This is a genomic window from Pseudomonas sp. B21-019 (genome assembly GCF_024749225.1).
In the GTDB taxonomy this organism is placed as follows: domain Bacteria; phylum Pseudomonadota; class Gammaproteobacteria; order Pseudomonadales; family Pseudomonadaceae; genus Aquipseudomonas.
In genome coordinates, this window is the sequence record NZ_CP087193.1 from 3730437 (window position 1) to 3756211 (window position 25775).

Here is a 25775-nt window from a genome sequence, read left to right on the forward strand (position 1 = left end):
CGCCGCTGTAAAGGTGTCAGAGCTTGATCCAGGTCGCTTTGAGTTCGGTGTATTTGTCGAACGCGTGCAGCGATTTGTCCCGACCGTTACCCGACTGCTTGAACCCACCGAACGGCGCGGTCATGTCGCCGCCGTCGTACTGGTTGACCCAGACACTGCCGGCGCGCAAGCCGCGAGCGAAGGTGTGCGCCTTGCTGAGGTTGCTGGTCCAGACGCCGGCGGCGAGGCCGAAGATGCTGTCGTTGGCGATCTGCAGCGCTTCTTCAGCGGTGTCAAAGGTGATCAGCGACAGCACCGGACCGAAGATTTCTTCCCGGGCGATGGTCATGGCATTGGTCACGCCGTCGAAAATCGCTGGCTCCACGTACAGGCCTCCGGTGCCTTCAAGGGTGCGATTGCCGCCAGCAATCAGTTGCGCGCCCTGGTCTTTGCCGACCTGGATGTAGCGCAGCACATTGTCCAATTGGCGCTGATCGACGACGGCGCCGACGGTGGTTTCAGGGTCGAGCGCATGCCCCGGTTTCCAGGCTTGCAGCGCTTCCACCAGCAACGGAATGAACTGCTCGCGAATCGAGCGCTCCACCAGCAGGCGCGAGCCGGCGGTGCAGACTTCGCCCTGGTTGAAGGCAATCGCACTGGCCGCTGCCCGAGCCGCTGCGCGCAAGTCCGGCGCGTCGGCGAACACCACGTTCGGGCTCTTGCCGCCCGCCTCGAGCCAGACGCGTTTCATGTTGCTTTGCCCGGCGTAGATCATCAGTTGCTTGGCAATCGCGGTGGAGCCAGTGAAGGCCAGCACGTCGACGTCCATGTGCAACGCCAACGCCTTGCCGACGGTGTGACCGAAGCCCGGCAACACGTTGAACACGCCCTTGGGAATGCCGGCGTCGAGGGCCAGTTGCGCGATGCGGATCGCCGTCAGTGGTGATTTTTCCGAAGGCTTGAGGATGAACGAGTTGCCCGCCGCCAGGGCCGGAGCAAACTTCCAGCTGGCCATGATCAGCGGGAAGTTCCACGGCACGATCGCGGCGACCACGCCTGCCGGTTCGCGGGTGATCAGGCCCAATTGGTCGTGCGGTGTAGCGGCAACTTCGTCGTAGATTTTGTCGATGGCTTCGGCGCTCCAGCGGATCGCGTTGGCGGCCGCTGGAATGTCGATGGCCATGGAATCGCTGATCGGTTTACCCATGTCGAGGGTTTCCAGCAGCGCCAGCTCTTCCCGGTTGGCCAGGATCAAGTCCGCGAAGCGAATCAAGATGCGCTTGCGTTCTGCGGGCTCCAACCGCGCCCAGATGCCGGATTCAAATGCACGGCGCGCGACGGCAACTGCCGCATTGGCGTCGGCTTCGTCGGTGCTGGCGATGTTCGCCAGAAAGCGGCCGTCGACCGGGCTGATGCATTCGAAGGTGTCGCCACTGAGTGCCGGGCAGTATTGGCCGTCGATGAATGCGCGGCCTTCTAGTGTCAAGGACTGGAAGCGTTGCTCCCAGTCGCTGCGAGTGTTTGTCATGGTTGTGACTCTACGCAGAGAAATAAGTGATCGTGTTAACCGATGGGCAAGCGATGAGTAACCTGTGGCGAGGGAGCTTGCTCCCGCTGGACTGCGCAGCAGTCCCCTTCTTTTCAGGTAGAAGGAGGGGTCGCTTCGCGACCCAGCGGGAGCAAGCTCCCTCGCCACAGGTTTAGTGTCAGCCCCCGTTAAACCGTATGCAGATACCAGTTGTACTCAAGGTCTGAAATGGAGTTCTCGAACTCGGCCAGCTCGCTTTCCTTGCACGCCACGAACACGTCGATGTAGAGCGGGTCGATGTAGCGCGCCATGACTTCGCTGTCGTCCAGTTCGCGCAATGCATCGCGCAGGTTGTTCGGCAGGCTTTGCTCGTTCTGCTCGTAGCTATTGCCTTCCACCGGGGCGCCCGGCTCGATTTCGTTGGTCAGGCCGTGGTGAATGCCAGCCAATACCGAGGCCATCAGCAGGTACGGGTTGGCATCGGCGCCGGCGACACGATGCTCGATGCGCACGGCATCCGCCGAACCGGTGGGTACGCGCACCGCCACGGTACGGTTATCGATGCCCCAGCTTGGCGAGTTCGGTACGTAGAACTGCGCGCCGAAACGACGGTACGAGTTGACGTTCGGGCAGAGGAACGCCATCTGCGCGGGCAGGGTCTCGAGCACACCGCCGATCGCATGTCGCAGCGCGGCGTTCTGCTCGGGATCCTCGCTGGCGAAGATGTTGTTGCCTTGTTTGTCGAGAATCGAAATGTGCACGTGCAAACCGTTGCCCGCCTGACCCGGATATGGCTTGGCCATAAACGTGGTGTCCATCTCGTGGTCGTAGGCGATGTTCTTCACCAGACGCTTGAGCAGCACCGCGTAGTCGCAAGCCTTTATAGGGTCGGATACGTGATGCAGGTTGACTTCGAACTGCGCCGGGGCGCTTTCCTTGACGATGGCGTCAGCCGGGATGCCCTGCTCTTTCGCGCCTTCGAGAATGTCTTGCAGGCAGTCGACGTATTCGTCCAGATCGTCGATCAGGTACACCTGCGTCGAGTGCGGACGCTTGCCCGACACCGGCGAGCGTGGCGACTGCGGACGACCGTTCACGTTGTCCTGGTCGATCAGGTAGAACTCCAGTTCGAACGCCGCGCAAATGGTCAGACCCATGTCATCGAACTTGCTTACCACCTGACGCAGCACTTCGCGCGGGTCGGCGAAGAACGGCTGGCCTTCGAGCTCGTGCATGGTCATCAGCAACTGCGCGGTCGGACGCTTCTGCCAAGGCTCGATGCTGAGGGTATCGGCGATGGGATAGCAGATGCGATCCGAGTCGCCAATGTCCAGACCCAGGCCGGTGCTTTCCACCGTCGAGCCATTGATATCCAGAGCAAATAGAGAGGCCGGCAGGTTGATGCCTTTTTCGTAGACCTTGTGGAGACTGGTGCGCTCGATGCGCTTGCCGCGCACCACGCCGTTCATATCCGCAATCAGAAGGTCGACGTACAAAACCTCAGGATGTTGCTTAAGGAATGCGTTTGCTTCGTTGAGTTGAACGGCACGCAGAGGGACCGACATGATGCACCTATTAGCTGTTAATTATTATGTTCACTTCACTTGCGAGAGCCAGTCAACCCGAACGGCAAAGTGAAGTCAATAGCGAACACCTGGCCTTTCAGCCTTTATTTTCTGGCCATTTTTGGGCACCAGAGTGCCAGATCAGGCTTGCGCACCGCGTAGATCCTCAGCACCGGACGATCGGCGTTTAGAATTTTTTACATGAGAGTTGTTAATTAAAATCAACAAGGCTAAGCTCCGGAAAAGCTCGTTCAAGTGTGAAACTTCGAGGTGATAAAAATGGCATTCAAGCCATTGATCGGCGTTACTGCGTGCGTCAAACAGATTGGCCTGCACCCCTACCACGTCAGCGGCGACAAGTACTTGCGTGCTGTCAGCGTCGCGGCTTTGGGGCTGCCCGTGGTCATTCCCTCCCTAGGCGATCTGACCGAAACCGATGCGCTGCTCGCGCAGCTCGACGGTCTGTTGCTGACCGGCTCGCCGTCGAATGTGGAGCCCTTCCACTATCAAGGCCCGGCCAGCGCTCCCGGTACGGATCACGATCCGCAACGGGACGCCACCACCCTCCCCTTATTACGCGCAGCGATTGCCGCCGGTGTTCCGGTGCTCGGCATCTGCCGGGGCTTTCAGGAAATGAACGTGGCATTCGGCGGCAGCCTGCATCAGAAGGTGCACGAACTGCCCGGCATGCTCGATCACCGGGAAGCGGACAGTCCGGATTTGGCGGTGCAATACGCACCGGCCCATGCAGTGAATGTGCAACCGGGCGGCGTGTTCGAAGCACTGGACCTGCCGCAGGTATTCCAGGTCAATTCGATTCACAGCCAGGGCATCGACCGACTCGCACCCGGCCTGCGCGCTGAGGCGATCGCGCCGGACGGTTTGATCGAGGCGATCTCCGTCGAGCACAGCAAAACCTTCGCCGTCGGTGTGCAGTGGCACCCGGAATGGCAGGTGCTTTCGAATCCCCCTTACTTGAGTATTTTCCAGGCGTTTGGCGAGGCGTGCCGACAACGGGCGGCGCTGCGCAATACGCGCTGACTTCAGACATTACCAATCGATTGACTGCCCCCGTGAGTCTGGCGGGCGTGCCTTTGCGCGCCGGTGGCTCACGTAATAGATGAACCGCAATAACAACAAGTACGACCAGGCAGCCAGGACGGCGGTGCCGAATAAGCCCGAGCGGTAAGCGTTGAATTCAATGGCATCGCCCGGCCCGGGTTTGCAATCCACTCTTAAGTCAGGCCGTGTTGGCCCGACGACTGAAACCTGTTGGGAGTTTCATATGGCAAACGCCTCCAGCATCTACAGGAAGGCTCTTGATGGTCACCAGGCACCGAAAAAGGTGCTGGTGAAAGTCGACCGCGTCACCAAGAAATTCGACGAAACCACCGCCGTGGACGATGTGTCCCTGGAGATCCATCAGGGCGAAATCTTCGCCTTGCTCGGTGGCTCCGGCTCGGGCAAATCGACGCTGCTGCGCATGCTCGCCGGCTTCGAGCGCCCGACCGAAGGGCGGATTCTGCTCGACGGGGTCGACATCACTGACATGCCGCCCTACGAACGGCCGATCAACATGATGTTCCAGTCCTATGCGCTGTTCCCGCACATGACGGTGGCGCAGAACATCGCCTTCGGCCTCAAGCAGGACCGTTTGCCCGCCAGCGAAATCGACGCCCGTGTCGAAGAAATGCTGCGCCTGGTGCACATGACCCAATACGCCAAACGCAAGCCGCATCAGTTGTCCGGCGGTCAGCGTCAGCGTGTGGCACTGGCGCGTTCGTTGGCCAAGCGACCGAAGCTGTTGCTGCTCGATGAACCGATGGGCGCACTGGATAAAAAGCTGCGCTCACAGATGCAACTGGAACTGGTGGAAATCATCGAGCGCGTCGGCGTGACCTGCGTGATGGTGACCCACGATCAGGAAGAAGCCATGACCATGGCCGAGCGCATCGCGATCATGCACCTGGGCTGGATCGCCCAGATCGGCAGCCCGGTCGACATCTATGAAGCACCGGTCAGCCGCATGGTCTGCGAGTTCATCGGCAACGTGAACGCCTTCGACGGCACCGTTGTGGAAGACCTGGAAGGTCACGCGATCATCCACAGCCCGGACCTTGCGCAGAAGATTTACGTCGGCCACGGCGTGAGTACCTCGGTGCAGGACAAGTCGATCACCTACGCCATCCGCCCGGAAAAAATGCTGGTCAGCACCCTCAAGCCCGAGACCCGCTACAACTGGTCCGAAGGCAAGGTGCATGACATCGCCTACCTCGGTGGCCACTCGGTGTTTTATGTGGAGCTGCCCGGCGGCAAGATCGTCCAGTCGTTCATGGCCAACGCCGAACGCCGTGGCGCACGACCGACCTGGGACGATCAGGTCTACGTGTGGTGGGAAGACGACAGCGGCGTGGTACTGCGCTCATGAGAACCTTCAATCAGCAGTTCCTGCGCCTGGTGCCCAGTGGCCGCAAAATGGTCATCGGCATTCCATTCCTGTGGCTGTGCCTGTTTTTCCTGCTGCCGTTCTTCCTGGTGATGAAGATCAGCTTCTCGGAAGCAGCCCTGGCTATTCCGCCCTACTCCGAGATTTATACCTTCGCCGAACAGAAATTCCAGCTGCTGCTGAACCTCGGCAACTACTCGCTGCTGACCGCAGATGAGTTGTACATCTCGGCTTACTTCGGCTCGTTGAAGGTCGCGTTTTTAAGCACGCTGATGTGCCTGGTGATCGGTTTCCCGATGGCTTATGCGATCACCAAGGCCAGCAAGGAAGCGCAAAACGTCTTGCTGCTGTTGATCATGATGCCGACCTGGACCGCGATCCTGATCCGCGTGTATGCGTGGATGGGCATCCTCAGCAACAACGGTTTGCTCAACGCGTTCCTGATGTGGACCGGGCTCACGTCGCAACCGATCGAGATCCTCAACACCAACACCGCCGTGTACATCGGGGTGGTTTACGCGTACCTGCCGTTCATGGTGCTGCCGCTGTACGCCAACCTGGTGAAGCACGATGGCAGCCTGCTGGAAGCCGCGTCGGACCTGGGTTCGAGCAACTTCAACAACTTCTGGAAAATCACGGTGCCGCTGGCTAAGAACGGGATCATCGCCGGCTGCATGCTGGTGTTCATTCCGGTGGTGGGTGAGTTCGTGATTCCGGAACTGTTGGGTGGCCCGGAAACCCTGATGATCGGCCGCGTGCTGTGGCAGGAGTTCTTCAACAACCGCGACTGGCCGGTGGCGTCCGCCCTGGCGGTGGTGATGCTGGCGATCCTGATTGTGCCGATTCTGCTGTTCAACCGTAGCCAGGCCAAAGAGATGGAGGGACGGGGATGAACCGTTTCGGATTTTCACGATTGATGCTGGTGCTCGGCCTGTCGTTTATCTACCTGCCGATGCTGATTCTGGTGATCTACTCGTTCAACGCCTCGAAACTGGTGACGGTGTGGGGCGGCTGGTCGGTGAAATGGTACGTCGGCCTGCTCGACAACACGCAACTGATGGGCTCGGTGGTGCGCTCGCTGGAAATCGCCTGCTACACCGCGATTGCGGCGGTGGCGCTCGGCACATTGGCGGCGTTCGTGCTGACCCGCGTCACCCGCTTCAAGGGCCGTACGCTGTTCGGCGGCCTGGTGACGGCGCCGCTGGTGATGCCGGAAGTGATCACCGGTCTGTCGCTGTTGCTGCTGTTCGTGGCCATGGCGCAGATGATCGGCTGGCCGCAGGAACGCGGCATCGTCACCATCTGGATCGCTCACACCACGTTCTGCGCAGCGTATGTGGCGGTGGTGGTATCGGCGCGCTTGCGTGAGCTGGACTTGTCGATCGAAGAAGCCGCCATGGACCTCGGCGCACGGCCGCTCAAGGTGTTCTTCCTGATCACCATTCCAATGATCGCGCCGTCACTGGCGGCCGGCGGCATGATGTCGTTTGCCTTGTCGCTGGATGATTTGGTGTTGGCGAGCTTTGTGTCGGGGCCAGGCTCCACGACCCTGCCGATGGAAGTGTTCTCGGCGGTGCGCCTGGGCGTGAAGCCTGAGATCAATGCCGTGGCCAGTCTGATTCTGCTGGCGGTGTCGATCGTCACGTTCATGGTCTGGTATTTCAGCCGCAGGGCCGAAGCCACCCGCAAACGAGCGATTCAGGAAGCGATGGACCAGACTGCGAGCGAGTCCTGGCAACAACCGAAAAAGCAAATGGCAGAAGCAACGGCTTAGCGCCACTGTCAAGTGAGCACTGACCTGTGGCGAGCGAGCTTGTTGTGGCGAGGGGGCTTGCCCCCGTTCGGCTGCGAAGCAGTCGTAAACCAGCGAATTCAGTGTGCCTGATACACCTCGTTTACAGGTTTGGGGGCCGCTTCGCGGCCCAACGGGGGCAAGCCCCCTCGCCACGGCAAGCTCCCCTCGCCACTGGCTTTGTGTTCACCGCATTTTTGCTTTATGTGATTTGAATAAAAAGAATGGAGTTGTACCGATGAAAATGTTTGGCAGGACTCTGCTGACACTGTCCTTATTGGGCGCAATGACCGCTGGCGCCCAGGCCAATGACAAGGTTCTGCGCGTCTACAACTGGTCGGATTACATCGCCCCGGACACCGTCAAGAAGTTCGAGGACGAGACCGGTATCCGCGTGACCTACGATGTGTTCGACAGTAACGAAACCCTTGAGGCACGGCTGCTGGCGGGAAAATCGGGCTATGACATCGTGGTGCCGTCCAACAGTTTCCTGGCCAAGCAGATCAAGGCTGGGGTCTATCAGGAACTCGACAAGTCAAAACTGCCGAACTGGAAAAACCTCAACCCGGTGCTGCTGAAAAATGCTTCGGCCAGCGACCCGGATAACAGCCACGCCTTCCCGTACATGTGGGGTTCGATCGGCATCGGCTACAACCCGGCCAAGGTCAAGGAAGTGCTCGGCACCAATGCGCCGGTGAATTCCTGGGACTTGCTGTTCAAACCGGAAAACGCCGCCAAGCTCAAGGCTTGTGGCATCAGCTTCCTTGATTCGCCGACGGAAATGCTTCCGGCTGCCCTGCACTATCTGGGCTACCCGGTGAACTCCCGGGACAAGGCGCAAATCGCCGAAGCCGAAGCGCTGTTCATGAAGATCCGGCCGTCGGTGGCCTACTTTCATTCGTCGAAATACATCTCCGACCTGGCCAACGGCAACATCTGCGTCGCCGTCGGTTACTCCGGCGACGTGCTGCAAGCCAAGGCCCGCGCCCAGGAAGCCGGCGACAAGGTCAAGATCGAGTACAGCATCCCGAAAGAAGGCGCCGGCAGTTTTTACGACATGGTCGCCATTCCCCGGGATGCCGCCAACGTCGACAACGCCTACCTGTTCATGAACTTCCTGATGCGCCCGGACATCATCGCCGAAGTCACCAACAGCATCGGCTACAGCAACGCCAACGCAGCGGCCACGCCGTTGGTGGATGAAGCGATCCGCGACGACCCGGGGTCGTATCCGCCGCAAGCGGTGATGGCGACGTTGTATGCCATTCCTGACATGCCGATTGCCACCCAGCGGATCATGACTCGGGGCTGGACGCGGGTGAAGTTGGGGAAATAACCCACACACCGGCACCGCAAATCTGCCCTGCCTTTGTAGGAGCTGCCGAAGGCTGCGATCTTTTGATCTTGATCTTTTCGAGACCGCTGAAAATCAAACGATCGCAGCCTTCGGCAGCTCCTACGGGGGGGGGGCGAATTCATTCGCGAAAGCGATCCTTTTCCGTTCACGCAGCGCCTTACCACCGCTGCACTCCTCTCTGATGAACGGCCTCACCTGGCTTCGTCGGTTAAGGTGAGTTTCGGGCGCCCTCGGGCGCCTTTTTTTGTGTTCGTTTAGGCAGAGACCAGTGGCCACTCGGCCAGCGCTATGTATCGGCCTTTATGGGACTCGAACAGGCTGAAGCGATCGGCGCGCAGGTAAAACTCGGGCGGCGTCGCGGATTCGGGGACCGGTGCCCGGTAGTCGCGCATCAAGGTCAAATGCGGGCGGAATTCCCGATGGGTGTCTTCAAAACCGAACGGCAGCATGGCCTGCTCCAGCGCATACACCAGGCGTAGCAACTCCGGTGCCGCCTGCGCGGGCGCCAGCAGCAACACCCCGGAGCGACGCCAGACGTCCAGCCGATCCAGCACCACCGTCAACGGCACGCCGGACGTGCGGATATTGGCGGCGGCCTTGCAGATACCCGCTATTTGCGCCATGCCCACCGTGCCGAGAAACAGCAGGGTCAGATGAAAGTTTTCCGCCGGCACCGGGCGCCCGACGTTGAGCCCCAGTGCGCTGCGCCATTGGGCGATGGCCCGGCGTTGTTCGGGGGCGCAGTTCAGGGCGAAAAACAGCCGTTTGAACGGCTCGCGGGTTTCATCGCTCATGTCGGGCACCTCAATGCTCGGGGACCCTCTGATTTTACAAAGGGATACCACGTCAGCAAGTGCATTTCTGGCACCTGTCGGTATGCGCGTTATAGTTGAAGCAACCGAATCGGCGGGAGGACGCCATGCGTCAGGTCATCAGCAAAGAGCCGTGGTGGGCCGTGCCACCGAAGCCCGGCCAGGATGAGTCCGAGCTGGAATGGGGCTGGCTGGTTCATTACAACGAAGGCGAGCCGCGCTTCGAGTTCATCAAGGAGCGGCCGTCGGACAGCGAAATTCGCAATCGTAAAAGCTGCAGGATCACCCCGACGCCGGAGTGATCCTGCCGCCTCTTCAGGCTTTGACGAGCATTTCGAAACCGCCAAAAATCGCCCGCTGGCCGTCGAACGGCATCGGATTGACGTCTGGTTGCATCCGCGGATCGCTCATCAGTTTCGCCATACCGGCGTCACGGGTGGCCTTGTCCGGCCAGACGATCCAGGAAAACACCACGGTCTCGTCTTCCTTGAGTTTGACCGCCATGGGAAACGACGTCACTTTGCCATCAGGCACGTCGTCGCCCCAGCATTCAGCGAGGCTGAGCGCGCCGTTTTCCTTGAAAATTGCGGCGGCGGACTCCGCGTGTTTCTTGAACTTTTCGCGGTTGGCCTTGGGTACTGCTGCGACGAAGCCATCAACGTAAGCCATGATCGTTCTCCTCGGGTTATGGGTTGATCTGCTGGGTAGTCGATCCAGCGTGGCTCCAATCGACAGATCCCGCACCCAAGCCGACCGACGGTTCGACGGGCTGTGCAAGAGGTTGTGCAACGGGCTGGGCCAGGCTGCCTTCGATTTGCCCGGCCATGTACAGCGTTCCGGCCATGACACCGGTGGTAGGGTTTTGCACCAGCTTCAGCCACGCCTTGTCGAATGAGTCGCCCAGGCTGCTGCGGATCAGCGCCTCGCTATCGGGTCGGTCGTTGGCTTGAATAACCGCACGCACCCCCGCCACTCCCAGGGAAATCACCGCCCCGGCCAGTTTCCCCGCTGCTGCCGCCACGGCACCGGCCGCGCCTCGTGGGGCCATTTCGGCTTCCATCCGCTTACTTGCGCGTTTGGCCACCGGCGTCATGCCGGCGTCCGTCGAGGCAATACCCTTCTCACCGCCTGCCGCGTGGATCTTGTCGATCAACGCCGCGTAGGCCGGCAATTTAGTCAGAGGTTCACTGTGCACCACCTGATACAGCGACGCGTCACGGGCGGGCGGTGGGCCCAGCGAAATCGCCGGAATTTTGCGGATACGCTCATTGAGCTGCGCCATTGGCACGCCATGACGCTGGGAGATGACCTGAAGTTGCTGGCCGAGAGCTTGCACGTAAAACGCCGTCGCCTGCCCGAGGATCTCGTCGGGATCGATCTCCACCGCTACCGGGTCCAGCACTTTCTGGTGATATTGTTCCAACAGATAGGCCGCCAGGCGTTTGGCCGAGGCATCTTGTTCGCCCCCGGCGTTGATGGTGTACCAGCTGACCTTTAACGACAGCCATTCCTGGGTCCAGTAGCTGCTGAACCACGGGATGAAGACTTCTTCGGTCTGTTCGTAAACCCGCGTGCGCCAATGTTCCATGGACCCGCGGGCGTATACCCTGGCCTGTTCGGTGGCCTGCTGCGAAGCCGCGACAATTTCCTGGTCCACCTGCTGCCAGGTGCTCTGGGAAACTACCACCGGCGCCACGGCTATCGGGGCACGCGCAGACGTGACGCATCCCGCCAGTACCACCAACACAGCGACGATCAGCGAACGCAGGTTCAAGATCGCAGTGTCCTACAGTCTGCGTCGAACGGAGCGTTCGACGCGTAAAAGCATGTTGATTTGAGTATAGATCGGGGCCGGGGGCCGTCCGTCAGGAAGCGTGGTTGCGCCCTGAAAAAAGCCTTCGCGAGCAGGCTCGCGAAGAGGCCCGCAAGACCACCGAAGAACGCCACCATCATCCACGTTGATACTCACCATCGCCGCGAATGCCTTCCGCAAAAAAACCGCCTGGTGCAGCATCAACTCATTACCACGTAAACCCCGCATCGGAGGGGCCCATCATGATTTATCCCGTCAGCCTTGCGTTCAGCTTTCCGGTGTTCGGCAGCAACTACTATTCGCAACAGGTCGTCTCTCGCAAAGCCGTCGCGCTGGTGTTCGACAAGCAATTCGAAACCTTGCTGATGCCAGCGGCCACCCACCACTTCAGTAACGAAGTGGTCGGGCTCAACGATCAGTTCCGCTTTTTGAATGATGTGCTGGTTGAGCATCTGCTGGAGACCGAGATGACTCAGCGTCCGTCACGCTCGGCGCAAGCGTTCACCTTCTGACAGGCTGGGTGCAGCCTGTCATTCAGGCCGGCGCACAGCCCTCACCTTCCCGCTGTTGCCACCGCCGCAGAAAAACCGGTCGTGTCCATCAAACTCAAGCCCCGACACGCCGACGCCAGCCGGCATCTGGACGCTCTCCAACACCTCGCCCGTGGCCGGATCGACTCGTCGCAGCTCGCTCTCGTCACCTTCCCAGGTGCCGTGCCACAGATCGCCCTCGACCCAGGTCACCCCGGTGACGAAGCGGTTGGATTCGAGGGTGCGCAGCACCGCTCCGGTCTGGGGGTCGACCTGATGGATCTTGCGCTCGCGATACTCACCGACCCAGAGCGTGCCTTCGGCCCACGCCAGCCCGGAGTCACCACCGCCACCGGGCGCGGGGATGGTGGAGAGCACGCGGCCAGTCTGCGGGTCGATTTTCTGGATGCGATCCTCGGCGATCTGAAACAGGTGCTGGCCGTCGAAAGCGGTGCCCGCGTGGGCGGCGACATCGATCGATTTCAGGGTTTTGCCGCTGGCCGGGTCCAGGGCGTTGAGTTTGTCGCCGGAGGCAAACCAAACACGTTGACCGTCATGGGTGACGCCATGCACGTGGTCGATGCCCGGAAAAGGCCCGTATTCGCGGATGATTTCAGCCGTTGAATGTTTCATCTCTTGCTCCTCGTTTACTGACTGCGTTCACTGGGTTTGTGAAGAGGATGCTAATCACTGGGCAGCAACGCCGTGAGTAACAATCCCGTCGCGAATCCGGGTACCGGCGGGAACATCCAGCGACGAGCCCGGCCATGACCGAACGACTGCACCTTGCCGGTCGCCGCCAGCGTGTCGAGGGCTCGTTGCACGGTGCGCTGACTGGCGCCGAGCGCCAACGCCAGGGCCGAACTCGACCACGACTCGCCGTCAGCGAGAAAGGCGAGCAGCGTCGCATGCTGCTCTTCGACAGGCCGCGCCAGCACCACGACGTCAGGCGCAAGCCGTGGCACCAGCGCAAACCCTCGCGGGGTCGCGACCACGTCGGCGATCAGGTGCAGCGCCCCGCGCAGCCGCCCGAGTTCGACGCGCAATCGCGCACGATGGGACTCATCCGCGTGCTTCATCCGAAAGGCTCGCGCAATCAGCGTTTCCCTCGGCACGTCGGCGGGCCATGCTTCGCCCAGCGCCCGGGCGAGCGCAAACAGCACCGGACGCCGGGCGAGTGAAACCTCCGAGCCTGCGTCGCGCACCACATATCGACAAGCGTCCACCACCAGCGTGGGGGATGCCAATAACGCTTCAATCTCATCGAGCAACAGCGACCGCTCCTGGCCACCGATAATCAGCCGTGCCGCCGGTGTGTCGAGGATGCGCGAGGCGCTTTCGACCTCAGCGATCAGTGCCGGGATGCCCGCGTGCTGCGCGGCATGCCCGGCCCATTCAAGTGCCGCGCGCGCCGCTTTCGTTTGCAGACGACGCATCGCGATGCCCGCCAGAACCAGTTCGTAAGCGGCCCTCGACGCGGGCAGTAATGGCGTGGGATCGAGTTCGGCGAGACGTTGCTCGGCCTCGTCGAGATGCCCGATCAGCAGCAAGCGGCGAATCTCGAGATAGCGTGCATGGGCGGCGTTGACCCAATCGCCGTGTGCCTGAAGCGTCGCCCGCGCGGCATCGAGCGCCTTCACCGGCCAGTTCAGGTCACGGGAGGCGAGCGCGATCTCGGCCTCGGCGACGACACACCGCGCGCGGGCCAAGGCCTCCTTCGCACCGAACGCCCGCGCGGCACTTCGCACCAGCGCCTTCGCCCGCACAAGGTCACCCAGTTGCGCCATCGCGATGCCTCGAAGGGCGAGCGCGGGCGCATCGTCACGCAAGGCGATGCGGTTCAGCGCGCCGAGCGGATCACCCGCCGCGAGCGCACGCGCTGCTGCGGTGATCAGCGAGTCCATGTGAATCGCGCCACCTGTCACCCCCTACGTCCGATGTCCGCTGATCAGTCTATCTCACGACTGCTCAGCCGCACGCCGATCTGCCAGGGGTACCGCTCACTCTCTGTAGCAGCTGCCGAGCCTGCGAGGCTGCGTTCGGCGGCGAAGCCGTCGCAAACCCTGTATACAAGGTTTTCCTGACACACCGCGATATCTGATTTCACGACTGCTACGCAGCCGAACGCAGCCGAACGCAGCCTCGCAGGCTCGGCAGCTGCTACTGAGAGTGCGTCCGTTACTCAGTAATCGACCCACACCCCACCCAGGTCCGCAGAATGGACGCAGCGCTCGACCCAGCGCACGCCTTCGACACCGGCATTGATGTCTGGATAACGCAGCGTTGCCAGTTGCTCATGATCACCACGGTTGGCGGCGTCCATGGCCAGGGCGAAACGGTAATAGAGGTTGGCCCATGCATCGAACAGCCCTTCCGGGTGCCCGGCACCGATCCGGTCATCAAGCAACGCATGGGGATGCAGATAGCCCATCCCGCGCTCCAACACCTGGGCGGGTTTGCCCTGGACTTCGAATGACAACTGGTTCGGCCGCTCGTCCCACCATTCAAGGCTGGCCCTGGAGCCGATCACGCGAATCTTCTGGCCATGCATGGAGCCGGCGTTCACCGCGCTCGACCACACACTGCCCATGGCCCCGCCTTCGTATTCCATCAGTGTGTAGGCGTTGTCCTCCAGCGGCGCGCGGCTTTTGACAAAGCTTTGACAGGTGCACAAAAGCCGTTTGATCTTGAGCTCGGGCAGCATGACTTCCGACAGGTACAGTGGGTGAGTGCCGACGTCGCCCAGCACATAACTGGGGCCGGCGAGGCGCGGATCGACTCGCCATTTGGTCGCCTCGCTCTGCGCCTCGACCGCCTCACAGTGGAAGCCATGGGCAAACTGCATGTGCACCATGCGCACCTCACCCAGCTCGCCACGGGCGATCATTTCCCGCGCTTGCTCGATCAACTGGTGCCCGGCGTAGCCGTAGGTCACCCCCACCACCCGGTTTCGCGACAACGCGATTTCGCGCAGGGTTTGCGCTTGCTCAAGGGTGAAGCACAGCGGTTTTTCACAGACCACATGCAGCCCAGCTTCCAGAGCGGCCTTGGTGATTTCAAAGTGAGTGCCATTGGGCGTCGCCACGGATATGGCCTGGATGCCATCCGCCCGCCCCGCTTCCCCTTCAATCAGGCTGCGATAGTCGGCATAACACCGCTCGGGGTCGACACCCAGTTGCACACCAAAGTCCCGACCGCGTTGCGGGTCCAGGTCGAAGGCGCCGGCCACCAGTGCAAACGACTGGTCACGCAGGGCCGCCGAACGATGGATGTAGCCGATCTGACTGTCACGCCCGCCGCCCACCATCGCCCAGCGGATTGGTTGAGGAATTCGCTTGCTGCCATTGATCATCGAAAAGTCCTTCGCATGAGAGAAATCAGAAACCCGCCCGGGACAGGTAGGCTCGGCTGGCAGCCACGTCGCGCAGACTGCCGTGGGCGTTACGTGGATCACGTTCTTGCTCGACCGTGATGTAACCCTGGTAACCGATCTCGGTGATCAGCTCGCGCAAGGCGCCGTAGTCGATGACACCCTGGCCGATCGGGCACATCACGCCTCTTGCGCACGCAGCGAAGAAGGTGATGTGTTCGCCCAGCACTTGATCGAACACGGCTTGATCGATGTCTTTGAAATGCAGGTAATCCACGCGGTCCGCGTACTGGCGCAGGGTCTGCACCGGGTCCATACCGGCGTAATACAGATGGCCGGTGTCCAGACACAGGCCAGCCACTTCGTAGGGGATGTCTTCGACCAGTCGGGCCAGCTCATCGGCGAACTCGATGTAGCCCCCGGCGTGCGGATGAATCACCGTGCGCACACCGAATTCCGTCCACGCCAACTCGGCGATGGCGCGGATATGGGCCATCATGCCCCGCCAGGCATCGGGCGCCAGGCGCGGTGCGCGGTCAGAGTGGCCAGCGGCGTAGTCACGCTCCTCATGCCCCCAATCGATAACCACCAGACACGGCATGGCGAAACGTTGCCCCGGCTCCAGTGAAATCGCCGGCAACTGCTTGAGCAATGCGCAGATATTGCGGGTTTGATTCAGCAGGCTGGACAGGTTGGCGGGGTCGACCAGATTGTCGAATATCGTACCGGCCACCACGTGCAGGCCGTGTTCGACCAGCACCGAACCCACCGCGTCGGCGTCCAGTGGCAGGTAACCGTATGGCCCCAATTCGATGCCGCGATACCCCGCTTGCGCCGCTTCGCCAAGAACCTGTTGCCACGCCGGCAGATGAGGATTGTTGACGTCGTCGACGCCCCAGCAACAAGGCGCGGTGGAGATGTGGAGGGTCATGTCAGGCTCCGGAAATTATTGTTATGGGTAGCGATGTTTCGCTGGAAGAAATCCTAAGGTGGGCAGATGCACGGCTGCTATAGTCCCTGAGCGATACCTGTCAAAACCCGTCAAAAGTTTCAGATAGGCTTTCATTTCATGTCAGAACATTCTTTGTCAGAAGCCGGCAACCCGCTCGGTCGTCGTGCAACCATGGAAGACGTGGCCTTGGCCGCCGGGGTGAGCCTGTCCACCGTGGACCGGGTGATGAATCTGCGGGCCAATGTGCGCGCCGATACCGCGCAACGCATTGCCGAGGCCGCCGCCCGACTGGGCTTCTACGGGCGTAATGTGATCGAACAACGAGTGCTGCAGCAGCGCCCGACCGTGCGCTTGGGGTTTCTGCTGCAAAAGCGTGGAGTGGCGTTTTATCAAGGGCTGGCCAAGGCCCTGGCCGAGGCGGCGACGGCCAGTGTGCGGGCCCAGGTTCGGGTGATGATCCACTACATCGACGACCTGGCCCCGGCCGCCACCGCAGAACGCATCCTCAAGTTGCAGGGCGAAGTCGATGCCCTGGGCGTGGTGGCCGCCGACCATCCGGCCGTGCGCGAGGCCATGGCGCAATTGCGAGCGGCCGGTATTCCTGTGGTCGCCCTGGTGTCCGAGCTGAGCGCCTCGGCCGGCGCCGGTTATGTCGGCGTCGACAACCGTGCCATGGGCCGCACCGCCGGCTGGTTCATCAAGCACTTGGCAGCGCAACCGGGGCCAGTGGCCGTGATGGTCGGCACCCAGCGCTTTCAGTGCCAGGAACTGTGTGAAATGAGTTTTCGCTCCTTCCTGTCGGAACAACCCCAGGACTGGGAATTGCTGGCTACGCGCCTGACTCTGGAGGACGAGGAATTCGCCTATGCCGGCACGCTCGACCTGCTCACCAGCCAACCCGACCTTGTCGGCCTGTATGTGGCAGGTGGCGGTATCGAGGGGGTCATCAACGCCTTGCGCGAACTGAAAGCCCAGCACATCGCGCTACCCGTCGTGGTGTGCCACGACCTGACCCCCATCACCCGGGCAGCCCTGCGTGACGGCATCGTTCAAGCCGTGCTGTCACACCCTGTCGAGGCGCTGGCGCAAATGGCGGTCAGGGCCATGGTGAATGCCGTGATAGATCCAGCGTCGGACAGCGCAGCGAAGTTCATGCTTTCGTTGCAGATTGATGTGGCTGAAAGTGTTTAGTGGTCGGCAGCAGGCCTAGAACATTCCGAGGTGCTTTGTCAGGAGAAAAACAAAAAATGAGCATGACAAAAAACAGCATTATTTCGGCAATAAAAATTATTATCATATTCACCACCCTGATAAGCGGATCGTATGCAGTTGTCATCCCGGCATTTGCACCCACCTATAAGACCTACTACATTCTAGTCATCGGAATCGCCACCTCTGCATTGCTTGGAGGTTTTATCGGCTATAAAGCCCTGGCAGATGAAATACGCCTCATCAAAATCGGCTTTGGTCTTTGCTATGCCACAGTCACAGCTATTTTTGTATTAGCACTTTCACTATTTATAATTTTAAACACTCGTGGAGCATGACTTGGAGCCATGCGCTATTTACCAGGCGACCGTGTTTATTGAAGCAATAAGATGAGCGTGCATCATGAGCGACTCAGATGAAATCGTTCGTAAATTTGCCTTACAGAGAATTGCGAGTCTCTTCAACATTTCCGTGGAACTTCTTAATGAAGAAGACGTATTTGGGGAAGATTTGAAAGCCACCCGTTCTTCCGGTCTATTCAGGAGAAATGAATATGATGCAATTGAAGGTGACATTCTTGATGTGTGCGACAGAGAGACGTTCAAGACTATAAGTTCTGGCAACCTGACCATTTACACGGTCGGCGATTACTGTGATCACATGGTTCGCTGTTATAAGCGCAAACCAAAAGATGTTATTGCGACATTGAAAATCACTTCGCCCAGCTAACTACGTTGGGCGGCAGGCATGCCGTAGGGAGCACCCGCCTGCTTGCCTTCCGAGTTTTCGAGCTGATTCACTAACGGCCCAACGATGAGGCTGTAAACTGGCCGCGCAAAAAAGGCGCTGCATCATTGAATACCCCGGCGCCCCTTCACCCCCACAAACAAGAGATCCCCATGGCAAACCACGACATCACGTTCCTCCCCGATCCCGACGCGGAATCCATCTCCTCCGACGTCGCCGGTTTCGGCGGCCTGCTGGTCTCCACTCAAATTCCTACCCGCGCCGACGGCAGCCTGGAGCTGGGCGACATCACCCTGCAAAGCGAGTGCACTCTGCAGGCGCTCAAGGTCGCGCTGGAGAACGCCGGCAGTTCCATGGACCGGGTGCTGCATCTGACTATCTACCTCACCGACATGGCCGACCGCGCCGCGTTCAACGAGGTCTACAAGCGTTTCTTCGCCAAACCCTGGCCGGTTCGCGCCGCTGTTGGCGTGGCCGCGTTGGCGGTCGAAGGCATGCGCGTGGAAGTCACCGCGATGGCGGCCAAGGGCTAAATCCGCGAACGTGCCCGGTGGGAGTGGCCATCGCCGGGCACGTTGGCGAGTGGATATCTGCGCGAAGCCGATTATGCTTCAAGAAACCATGCAGCAATGCGAGGCCGTCAGCCTGTTTCCATTATTCGTGCAATTGGTAATCCGACGACATCAGCCCTAGGGCCTGGGTGCGGCAAAATTGATGAGGTACTCCGGCCTTCAACAAGAGCAAGACGGAGAAGACTCATGGCCGCGATTGACACTACAGCCACGGGCAGCACGCCCAACCGAGGGATCACCAAGGAGGAACGCAAGGTTATTTTCGCCTCGTCCCTGGGCACCGTGTTCGAGTGGTATGACTTCTATCTTTACGGCTCCCTCGCGGCGATCATCGCCAAGCACTTCTTCGCGGGCGTCAATGAAACAACCTCCTTCATCTTTGCGCTGCTCGCGTTCGCCGCGGGTTTCGCCGTGCGGCCCTTCGGCGCCATCGTGTTCGGCCGACTGGGCGACATGATCGGGCGCAAGCACACCTTTCTCATCACCATTGTGATCATGGGTGTCTCCACCGCCGTCGTGGGTTTTCTGCCCGGCTACGAGACCATCGGCGTGGCGGCACCGGTCATCCTGATCAGCCTGCGCCTGATGCAAGGTCTGGCCCTGGGTGGTGAGTATGGTGGCGCGGCGACTTACGTGGCCGAGCATGCGCCCAAAGGCAAGCGTGGCTACTTCACTTCGTGGATCCAGACCACCGCGACCCTCGGCCTGTTTCTGTCGTTGCTGGTGATCCTCGCCTGCCGCACCCTCCTCGGCACCGAAGCCTTCGAGGCCTGGGGCTGGCGGATTCCCTTCCTGGTGTCGATCCTGCTGCTGATCGTCTCGGTCTACATTCGCTTGCAACTCGCCGAGTCGCCGGTGTTCAAGAAGATGAAAGAAGAAGGCAAGTCTTCCAAGGCACCGCTGACCGAATCCTTCGCCCGCTGGGACAACCTCAAGATTGTGATCATGGCTTTGCTCGGCGGCACGGCTGGCCAGGCCGTCGTCTGGTACACCGGGCAGTTCTACGCGCTGTTCTTCCTGCTGCAGACGCTGAAGATTGACCCGCAGACCGCCAACTTTTTGATTGCCGGCTCGCTGCTGATCGGCACGCCGTTCTTCATCCTGTTCGGCAGCCTGTCCGACCGCATCGGCCGCAAGGGCATCATCATGGCCGGGTGCATCCTCGCAGCCGTGACCTACTTCCCGATCTTCCATGCGTTGACCGAGTTCGGTAACCCCGACGTGTTTGCCGCGCAGGCGAAGAATCCGGTCACGGTGGTCGCCGATCCCGGCCAGTGCTCGTTCCAGTTCGACCCGGTGGGCAAGGCCAAATTCACCAGTTCCTGTGACCTCGCCAAGACTGTGCTGGCGAAGAAGGCCATCCCCTACAAAAACGAGAAAGCCGCGCCTGGCGCCGTCGCGCAGGTGCGCATCGGTGACAAGGTCATCCCGAGTTTCGAAGGCACCGGCATGCCGGCCGCTGACTTCAAGACCCACAATGATGCCTTCGTCGCCACCCTCGGCACCGCCCTCAAGGACGCCGGCTACCCCGAGAAGGCCGACCCGGCCAAGACCAACTACCCGATGGTGCTGCTGCTCCTGACCATCCTGGTGATCTACGTGACCATGGTCTACGGCCCGATCGCTGCCTGGCTGGTGGAGCTATTCCCGGCGCGCATCCGCTACACCTCGATGTCGCTGCCCTACCACATCGGCAATGGCTGGTTCGGCGGCTTTCTGCCCACGGTGGCGTTCGCCATGGTCGCGGCCACGGGTGATATCTACTACGGGCTGTGGTACCCGATCGTCATCGCCGTGATGACGGCCATTCTCGGCACTTTCTTCCTGCCGGAAACCAAGGATCGGGAGATTCATCACACGTAAGCGTTCAGGGTCGAGCAGCGATGGATTTGCACCCCACGCAATAAAAACGCCCCGTCAGTCCGTTTCTGACGGGGCGAATCACCGCCTACACCGACGGTGTTTAAGCTGCCTGTTTAAAGACACCCGGTGTTACTTCATCAAGGCTACAACGCCTTGCGTCGTTGCCTACGACTACGCCAGAATCCGCCGGCTTGTGCGCTTTGGGCTCGGGTTTTATCGTTTCCCGGTCACTGAAAAACAGTGATCGGGTTTGGTAGCCCGTTCGTATCACGGCGCACGGCGTCACCTATTATGGTGGCCATGCGCGGGGCCCTTTCGAGGGCGCCGGGTTCCTGATACGACCGGTCTACCAACCCGCGTATGGCCATCACCCTAATTCGTTTGGTAGCGAACGTGATGGCTCCCATTTAAATAAACTCGTATCAGGAGTTTCATCCATGTTCAAACCTACGCCCAATCCGCCGGTCACAGACCCAACGTCCCCCTACGAATCCCCCGACTCAAAAAAATTCCACGAAGCCGCCGAGCGTGCCCTCGACCACTACCTCAACCCGGCCGCTCAGATCATGGCCTCCACCAACGAACCCGAACCCATGTACTTGGCCAACCCGAAGTACAACACCGAAGCCCTGCTGGCCAACGCCAGTGAAACACTCGGCTCGGCCACCGAAATGCTCAACAATTTCGCGGCGCTGCTGGAGACCTCACATCGCAAAACCCTGCTGGGCATTGCGCAAGTGGTCATGCTCGGTGAACTGGCGGTGAACCAGGCACTGGATCACGTCGAACCGAAGGAATAACTAACGCAACCGGTGGCGAGGGGATTTGCTCCTCGCCACACCAGATTGGGGAAGCGATCTGTAGCAGCTGGCGAAGCCTGCGTTCGGCTGCGCAGCAGTCGTGAATCCGGCAGACGCGGCCTGCCTGACGTACCGAAATGTCTGGTTTGACGACTGCTTCGCAGCCGAACGCAGCCTCGCAAGCTCGACAGCTGCTACAGCCAAACGCAGCCTTCGGCAGCTGCTACAAAGAACGCGTCGCGACTGAAATTGCCTAAGTGAACAGCATGAATCATCAAGCCCCGCTCACCAAAACTTGCGCACACCACCAGTAGGCTAAGCTTTCAACAGCTCATTGCTCACGATGCTCGCGTCTGCAGGTTTTGGTTTTTTCTGGAGAGCGTCTGCAACAGCTATTTCAGACAGGTCCAGATCATTCATGCAGGACTGACGCGATGACCGAGCCCCTTCTCAGTTTCGAAGCACTTAAACGCGCCGCTGCCGCCGGCGAGATCGATACCGTGCTGGTGTGCATGGTCGATATGCAGGGGCGATTGGTCGGCAAGCGTTTCCAGGTCGAATTTTTCATCGACAGCGGCCACGAAGAAACCCACTGCTGCAATTACCTGCTGGCCGACGACATCGACATGGAGCCGGTGCCGGGATACGCCGCTGCCAGTTGGAGCAAAGGCTATGGCGACTTTGTGCTCAAACCCGATATGTCCACCTTGCGTCGCGTGCCATGGCTGGAATGCACGGCGCTGGTGCTCTGCGATGTGCTCGATCATCACCATAGAAAAGACCTGCCCCACAGCCCGCGAGCGATCCTGAAAAAACAGGTCGAGCGCCTGCGCGAGCGCGGCTATACCGGCATGTTTGCCTCTGAGCTGGAGTTCTATCTGTTCGATGAGAGCTATGAGGCGATCCACGAGCGCAACTATCACCAGCCGAAGACCGCCGGCCATTACATTGAGGATTACAACATCCTACAGACCACCCGCGAAGAACCGGTGCTGCGGGCGATTCGCAAACACCTGCAGGCATCCGGTATTCCCGTGGAAAACTCCAAGGGCGAATGGGGGCCGGGCCAGGAAGAGATCAACATCCGTTATGCCGACGCCATGACCATGGCCGACCACCACGTCATCATCAAGCACGCCTGCAAAGAGATCGCGCAACTGCAAGGCAAGGCGATCACGTTCATGGCCAAGTGGCGCTATGACGCCGCCGGTTCCAGCAGCCATATCCACAATTCGCTGTGGGACAAGAACGGCAAGAAGTCGCTGTTCTTCGATCCCAAGGCCGAATTCGGCATGTCGAAGCTGATGCGCTCGTGGGTGGCCGGGCAGCTCAAATACGCCAACGACGTCACCTGTTTTCTTGCGCCCTACATCAATTCGTACAAGCGCTTTCAGGCCGGCACCTTCGCGCCGACGCGGGCGGTCTGGAGCCGGGACAATCGCACCGCAGGCTTTCGGTTGTGCGCCGAAGGCAGCAAGGCCATCCGCATCGAATGCCGCATCGGCGGTGCCGACCTAAACCCCTATCTGGCCTTCGCCGCGTTGATCGCCGCAGGCCTGGCCGGTATCGACGAGAAGCTTGAACTCGCACCGCCGTTCGAGGGCGATGCCTACGTCGATGAGCATTTGCCTGAAGTGTCGAAGACCCTGCGCGAGGCCTGCGCCGCCCTCAAGGCGTCGAGCATGTTGCGCGAGGCGTTCGGCGATGAAGTGATCGACCACTACGTACACACCGCCGAATGGGAGCAGAAAGAGTACGACCGGCGGATAACCGACTGGGAACTGCAGCGCGGCTTCGAGCGCTATTGAGCACGCCATGACTGAGACCGTTCAACTCATCTCCCCGGTCGATGGCCGGGTCTATGCCGAACGCCGCCGTGCCGATGCGGTACAGATCGAGCAAGCCCTGACGGCGGCCGAAACCGCCCAGGCGCAATGGAAACGCCGACCACTGAGCGAACGCGCCGCGTTTTGCAGCGCTGCCGTGGACGCGATGCTGGCGATGAAGGATGAGATCGTGCCGGAACTGGCCTGGCAAATGGGTCGCCCGGTACGCTTCGGTGCCGGTGAGCTGCGCGGCTTCGAAGAACGTGCCCGGCACATGATTGCCATTGCGCCTGAAGCGTTGGCAGCGTTGGAACCCGCGCCTGTCGCGGGTTTTCAGCGCTATATCAAACGCGAGCCGCTGGGTACGGTACTGGTCGTCGCACCATGGAATTACCCCTACCTGACGGCGGTGAATACGATCATCCCGGCGCTGATGGCGGGCAACAGCGTGATCCTCAAACACGCCACGCAAACGCTGCTGGTCGGGGAGCGTTTCGCCGAAGCCTTTCGTCGCGCCCAGCTGCCCGAAGGGCTGTTCCATAACCTGCTGCTCAGTCATGTCTATGCGGCGGCGATCATTACCTCTGGACGGGTGCAGCAGGTAAACTTCACCGGTTCTGTCAGCGGCGGCGAGGCCATGGAACACGCAGCCGTTGGAGGTTTCCTCGGCGTGGGGCTGGAGCTTGGCGGCAAAGACCCGGCCTATGTCCGTGCAGACGCAAACCTTGAGCATGCGGTGGAAAACCTGGTGGACGGCAGCTTCTTCAACTCCGGGCAGAGCTGCTGCGCCGTCGAACGTATTTATGTCGATGAAAAAATCTACCCGGCCTTTGTCGAGCGCTTCGCTGCCCTGACCCGCCAATACGTGCTGGGCAACCCGCTGGACGAAGCCACCACCCTCGGGCCGCTGGTCACACCGAGCGCCGCAGAGTTCGTTCGCAAGCAGATCGCCGATGCGCTGGCACACGGGGCCAGGGCGCTGATCGATCCAAAGGACTTTGCCGCCGACACGCCGGGCAGCGCCTACCTCGCGCCGCAGGTGTTGGTGGACGTCACCCATCAAATGGCGGTGATGCGCGAGGAAAGCTTCGGCCCGGTGGTGGGCATCATGCCGGTGGCCAGCGACGACGAAGCCATCGCCTTGATGAACGACAGCGAGTTCGGGCTCAGCGCCTCGATCTGGACGCAAGACCTGACCGCCGCCGAACGCATCGGCAACGAGATCGCCACCGGCACCGTGTTCATGAACCGCTGCGATTACCTGGACCCGGCCCTGGCCTGGACCGGGGTGAAGAACAGCGGGCGCGGCGTAACGCTGTCGCGCCTGGGCTATGAGCACCTGACCCGAGCCAAATCCTTCCACTTGCGCCACGAGATCTGAGCCATGAGCCTGACCGCGAACTGGAACTACCCCACGAGCATCCGCTTCGGTGTCGGCCGCATCGCCGAGCTGGCCGAGGTCTGTCGCAGCCAAGGTATCCAGCGACCGTTGCTGGTCACCGACAGCGGCCTGGCACGTGCGCCGATCACCACAGCGGCGCTGGAATCCTTGCGCGCCGCCGGCTTCGGTGTCGCGCTGTTCTGCGACCTCAAACCCAATCCGGTTGAAGCTAACCTCGCGGGTGGGCTCGACGCCTGGCGCGACGGCAACCATGACGGCATGGTGGCGTTCGGCGGTGGCAGTGGCCTGGACATGGGCAAGCTCATCGCGTTCATGAGCGGCCAGACCCGACCGGTGTGGGATTTCGAAGACATCGGCGACTACTGGACACGCGCCGACGAAAGCAGCATCGCCCCGATCATCGCGGTGCCGACCACTGCGGGCACTGGTTCCGAAGTGGGTCGTGCGGCGGTGATCATCGACGAGCGCACACACACCAAACGCATCATTTTCCACCCGAAGATGATGCCGCGTGTAGTCATCAGCGACCCCGCCCTCACCGTCGGCATGCCGGCCAAGGTCACCGCCGGCACCGGCATGGACGCGTTTTCCCATTGCCTGGAATCGTACTGCGCCCCCGGTTTTCATCCCATGGCCGAAGGTATCGCGGTGGAAGGCATGCGCCTGGTGGCCAATGCCCTGGTGCGGGCGGTACACACCCCTTCCGACCTCGACGCGCGCGCGCAAATGCTCGCGGCTGCGGCGATGGGCGCCACCGCGTTCCAGAAAGGCCTGGGAGGAATGCACGCCCTCTCGCATCCGGTGGGCGCCCTGTACGACACCCACCACGGCATGACCAATGCCACCTTCATGCCCTATGTACTGAAGTTCAATCGCCCGGCCATCGAGGAGCGCATCACCCGTCTGGCGGCGTACCTGCGCCTGCCCTCCCCGGGCTTCGACAGCTTTATGGCCTTTGTCCTCAAGCTGCGCAAGGACATTGGCGTGCCGCATACGCTGGTGGAGCTGGGGGTGGATGATCAGCAAGCCGACCTGATTGCCGACATGGCGATTGTCGACCCCTGCGCCGGCGGTAATCCGCTGCCATTGACACGAAATGGCGCGGCAGAAATATTCGAAGCGGCTTATCACGGCCGTCTTTAGAACGGTCGTCCATCTATGGCCACGGGGCATGGATTGGTTTTATCCATTAGACGCAGGAGCAGTACGACA

General features: G+C 60.7%; 25 protein-coding genes. 16 read left to right on the forward strand and 9 right to left on the reverse strand.

What is annotated here, in order from left to right; genetic code table 11:
• Window positions 1-16: 16 nt before the first annotated feature.
• A complete protein-coding gene (locus LOY36_RS16575) occupies window positions 17-1507 on the reverse strand; it encodes an aldehyde dehydrogenase (protein ID WP_258668899.1) in 1491 nt (496 codons plus the stop codon).
• 188 nt (window positions 1508-1695) lie between these two features.
• A complete protein-coding gene (locus LOY36_RS16580) occupies window positions 1696-3072 on the reverse strand; it encodes a glutamine synthetase family protein (RefSeq protein ID WP_007938775.1) in 1377 nt (458 codons plus the stop codon).
• A gap of 279 nt (window positions 3073-3351) precedes the next feature.
• Here LOY36_RS16580 and LOY36_RS16585 point away from each other — a divergent pair, with 279 nt between their 5' ends.
• The 5 genes from LOY36_RS16585 to LOY36_RS16605 all read left to right on the forward strand — a co-directional run bounded on the left by LOY36_RS16585 (window position 3352) and on the right by LOY36_RS16605 (window position 8646).
• Window positions 3352-4113 (forward strand): gamma-glutamyl-gamma-aminobutyrate hydrolase family protein, encoded by a 762-nt coding sequence (locus LOY36_RS16585; protein ID WP_019580263.1) that lies wholly within the window; start codon window positions 3352-3354, stop codon window positions 4111-4113.
• A 244-nt stretch (window positions 4114-4357) separates the two neighbouring features.
• A complete protein-coding gene (gene potA, locus LOY36_RS16590) occupies window positions 4358-5500 on the forward strand; it encodes a polyamine ABC transporter ATP-binding protein (protein ID WP_018930104.1) in 1143 nt (380 codons plus the stop codon).
• Window positions 5501-5529: 29 nt separating this feature from the next.
• Window positions 5530-6411: an ABC transporter permease subunit gene (locus tag LOY36_RS16595; protein ID WP_258674192.1), complete on the forward strand. Its 882-nt coding sequence runs from the start codon at window positions 5530-5532 to the stop codon at window positions 6409-6411.
• On the forward strand, window positions 6408-7292 hold the full coding sequence (locus LOY36_RS16600) for an ABC transporter permease subunit (protein WP_258668903.1): 885 nt from the start codon (window positions 6408-6410) through the stop codon (window positions 7290-7292). Before LOY36_RS16595 ends, LOY36_RS16600 begins: the two co-directional genes overlap by 4 nt.
• A 256-nt stretch (window positions 7293-7548) precedes the next feature.
• Window positions 7549-8646, forward strand: a complete 1098-nt coding sequence (locus LOY36_RS16605; protein WP_258668905.1) for a polyamine ABC transporter substrate-binding protein — start codon at window positions 7549-7551, stop codon at window positions 8644-8646.
• Between the two features lie 275 nt (window positions 8647-8921).
• Here the strand turns inward: LOY36_RS16605 and thpR are convergent, their stop codons facing one another.
• Window positions 8922-9461 (reverse strand): RNA 2',3'-cyclic phosphodiesterase, encoded by a 540-nt coding sequence (gene thpR, locus LOY36_RS16610; protein ID WP_258668906.1) that lies wholly within the window; start codon window positions 9459-9461, stop codon window positions 8922-8924.
• A gap of 125 nt (window positions 9462-9586) precedes the next feature.
• On the opposite strand from thpR, the gene LOY36_RS16615 reads away from it, so the two are divergent.
• Entirely contained in the window at window positions 9587-9781 is a 195-nt protein-coding gene (locus tag LOY36_RS16615; protein ID WP_018930099.1) for a hypothetical protein, read from the forward strand.
• Between the two features lie 13 nt (window positions 9782-9794).
• Here LOY36_RS16615 and LOY36_RS16620 read toward each other — a convergent pair whose 3' ends face one another.
• Window positions 9795-10148 (reverse strand): DUF1428 domain-containing protein, encoded by a 354-nt coding sequence (locus LOY36_RS16620; protein WP_018930098.1) that lies wholly within the window; start codon window positions 10146-10148, stop codon window positions 9795-9797.
• A gap of 16 nt (window positions 10149-10164) precedes the next feature.
• On the reverse strand, window positions 10165-11253 hold the full coding sequence (locus LOY36_RS16625) for a hypothetical protein (RefSeq protein WP_258668907.1): 1089 nt from the start codon (window positions 11251-11253) through the stop codon (window positions 10165-10167).
• 281 nt (window positions 11254-11534) lie between these two features.
• On the opposite strand from LOY36_RS16625, the gene LOY36_RS16630 reads away from it, so the two are divergent.
• A complete protein-coding gene (locus tag LOY36_RS16630) occupies window positions 11535-11804 on the forward strand; it encodes a hypothetical protein (protein WP_258668908.1) in 270 nt (89 codons plus the stop codon).
• 18 nt (window positions 11805-11822) lie between these two features.
• Here the strand turns inward: LOY36_RS16630 and LOY36_RS16635 are convergent, their stop codons facing one another.
• The 4 genes from LOY36_RS16635 to LOY36_RS16650 all read right to left on the reverse strand — a co-directional run bounded on the left by LOY36_RS16635 (window position 11823) and on the right by LOY36_RS16650 (window position 16123).
• Window positions 11823-12455, reverse strand: coding sequence for a PQQ-binding-like beta-propeller repeat protein (locus tag LOY36_RS16635; protein WP_064618500.1), 633 nt, complete (start codon window positions 12453-12455; stop codon window positions 11823-11825).
• 50 nt (window positions 12456-12505) lie between these two features.
• Window positions 12506-13726: a helix-turn-helix domain-containing protein gene (locus tag LOY36_RS16640; RefSeq protein WP_258668909.1), complete on the reverse strand. Its 1221-nt coding sequence runs from the start codon at window positions 13724-13726 to the stop codon at window positions 12506-12508.
• A gap of 278 nt (window positions 13727-14004) precedes the next feature.
• Window positions 14005-15174, reverse strand: coding sequence for a Gfo/Idh/MocA family protein (locus LOY36_RS16645; protein ID WP_258668911.1), 1170 nt, complete (start codon window positions 15172-15174; stop codon window positions 14005-14007).
• Window positions 15175-15199: 25 nt separating this feature from the next.
• On the reverse strand, window positions 15200-16123 hold the full coding sequence (locus LOY36_RS16650; RefSeq protein WP_258668913.1) for a sugar phosphate isomerase/epimerase: 924 nt from the start codon (window positions 16121-16123) through the stop codon (window positions 15200-15202).
• A 138-nt stretch (window positions 16124-16261) separates the two neighbouring features.
• On the opposite strand from LOY36_RS16650, the gene LOY36_RS16655 reads away from it, so the two are divergent.
• The 9 genes from LOY36_RS16655 (at window position 16262) to LOY36_RS16695 (ending at window position 25706) form a co-directional block, all read left to right on the forward strand.
• On the forward strand, window positions 16262-17335 hold the full coding sequence (locus LOY36_RS16655; RefSeq protein ID WP_258668916.1) for a LacI family DNA-binding transcriptional regulator: 1074 nt from the start codon (window positions 16262-16264) through the stop codon (window positions 17333-17335).
• A gap of 56 nt (window positions 17336-17391) precedes the next feature.
• Complete coding sequence (locus LOY36_RS16660; protein WP_018930089.1) at window positions 17392-17691, forward strand: hypothetical protein; 300 nt, start codon at window positions 17392-17394, stop codon at window positions 17689-17691.
• Window positions 17692-17755: 64 nt separating this feature from the next.
• Window positions 17756-18082, forward strand: a complete 327-nt coding sequence (locus tag LOY36_RS16665; RefSeq protein WP_258668917.1) for a hypothetical protein — start codon at window positions 17756-17758, stop codon at window positions 18080-18082.
• 170 nt (window positions 18083-18252) lie between these two features.
• Window positions 18253-18633: a RidA family protein gene (locus LOY36_RS16670; RefSeq protein WP_258668919.1), complete on the forward strand. Its 381-nt coding sequence runs from the start codon at window positions 18253-18255 to the stop codon at window positions 18631-18633.
• Window positions 18634-18858: 225 nt separating this feature from the next.
• Window positions 18859-20535, forward strand: coding sequence for an MFS transporter (locus tag LOY36_RS16675; protein WP_258668921.1), 1677 nt, complete (start codon window positions 18859-18861; stop codon window positions 20533-20535).
• A 437-nt stretch (window positions 20536-20972) separates the two neighbouring features.
• Entirely contained in the window at window positions 20973-21335 is a 363-nt protein-coding gene (locus LOY36_RS16680; protein WP_258668922.1) for a DUF6124 family protein, read from the forward strand.
• Between the two features lie 434 nt (window positions 21336-21769).
• On the forward strand, window positions 21770-23143 hold the full coding sequence (locus LOY36_RS16685) for a glutamine synthetase family protein (RefSeq protein WP_258668923.1): 1374 nt from the start codon (window positions 21770-21772) through the stop codon (window positions 23141-23143).
• A gap of 7 nt (window positions 23144-23150) precedes the next feature.
• Window positions 23151-24542 (forward strand): aldehyde dehydrogenase family protein, encoded by a 1392-nt coding sequence (locus LOY36_RS16690; RefSeq protein ID WP_258668924.1) that lies wholly within the window; start codon window positions 23151-23153, stop codon window positions 24540-24542.
• A 3-nt stretch (window positions 24543-24545) separates the two neighbouring features.
• Complete coding sequence (locus LOY36_RS16695; protein WP_258668925.1) at window positions 24546-25706, forward strand: iron-containing alcohol dehydrogenase; 1161 nt, start codon at window positions 24546-24548, stop codon at window positions 25704-25706.
• Window positions 25707-25775 lie beyond the last annotated feature (69 nt).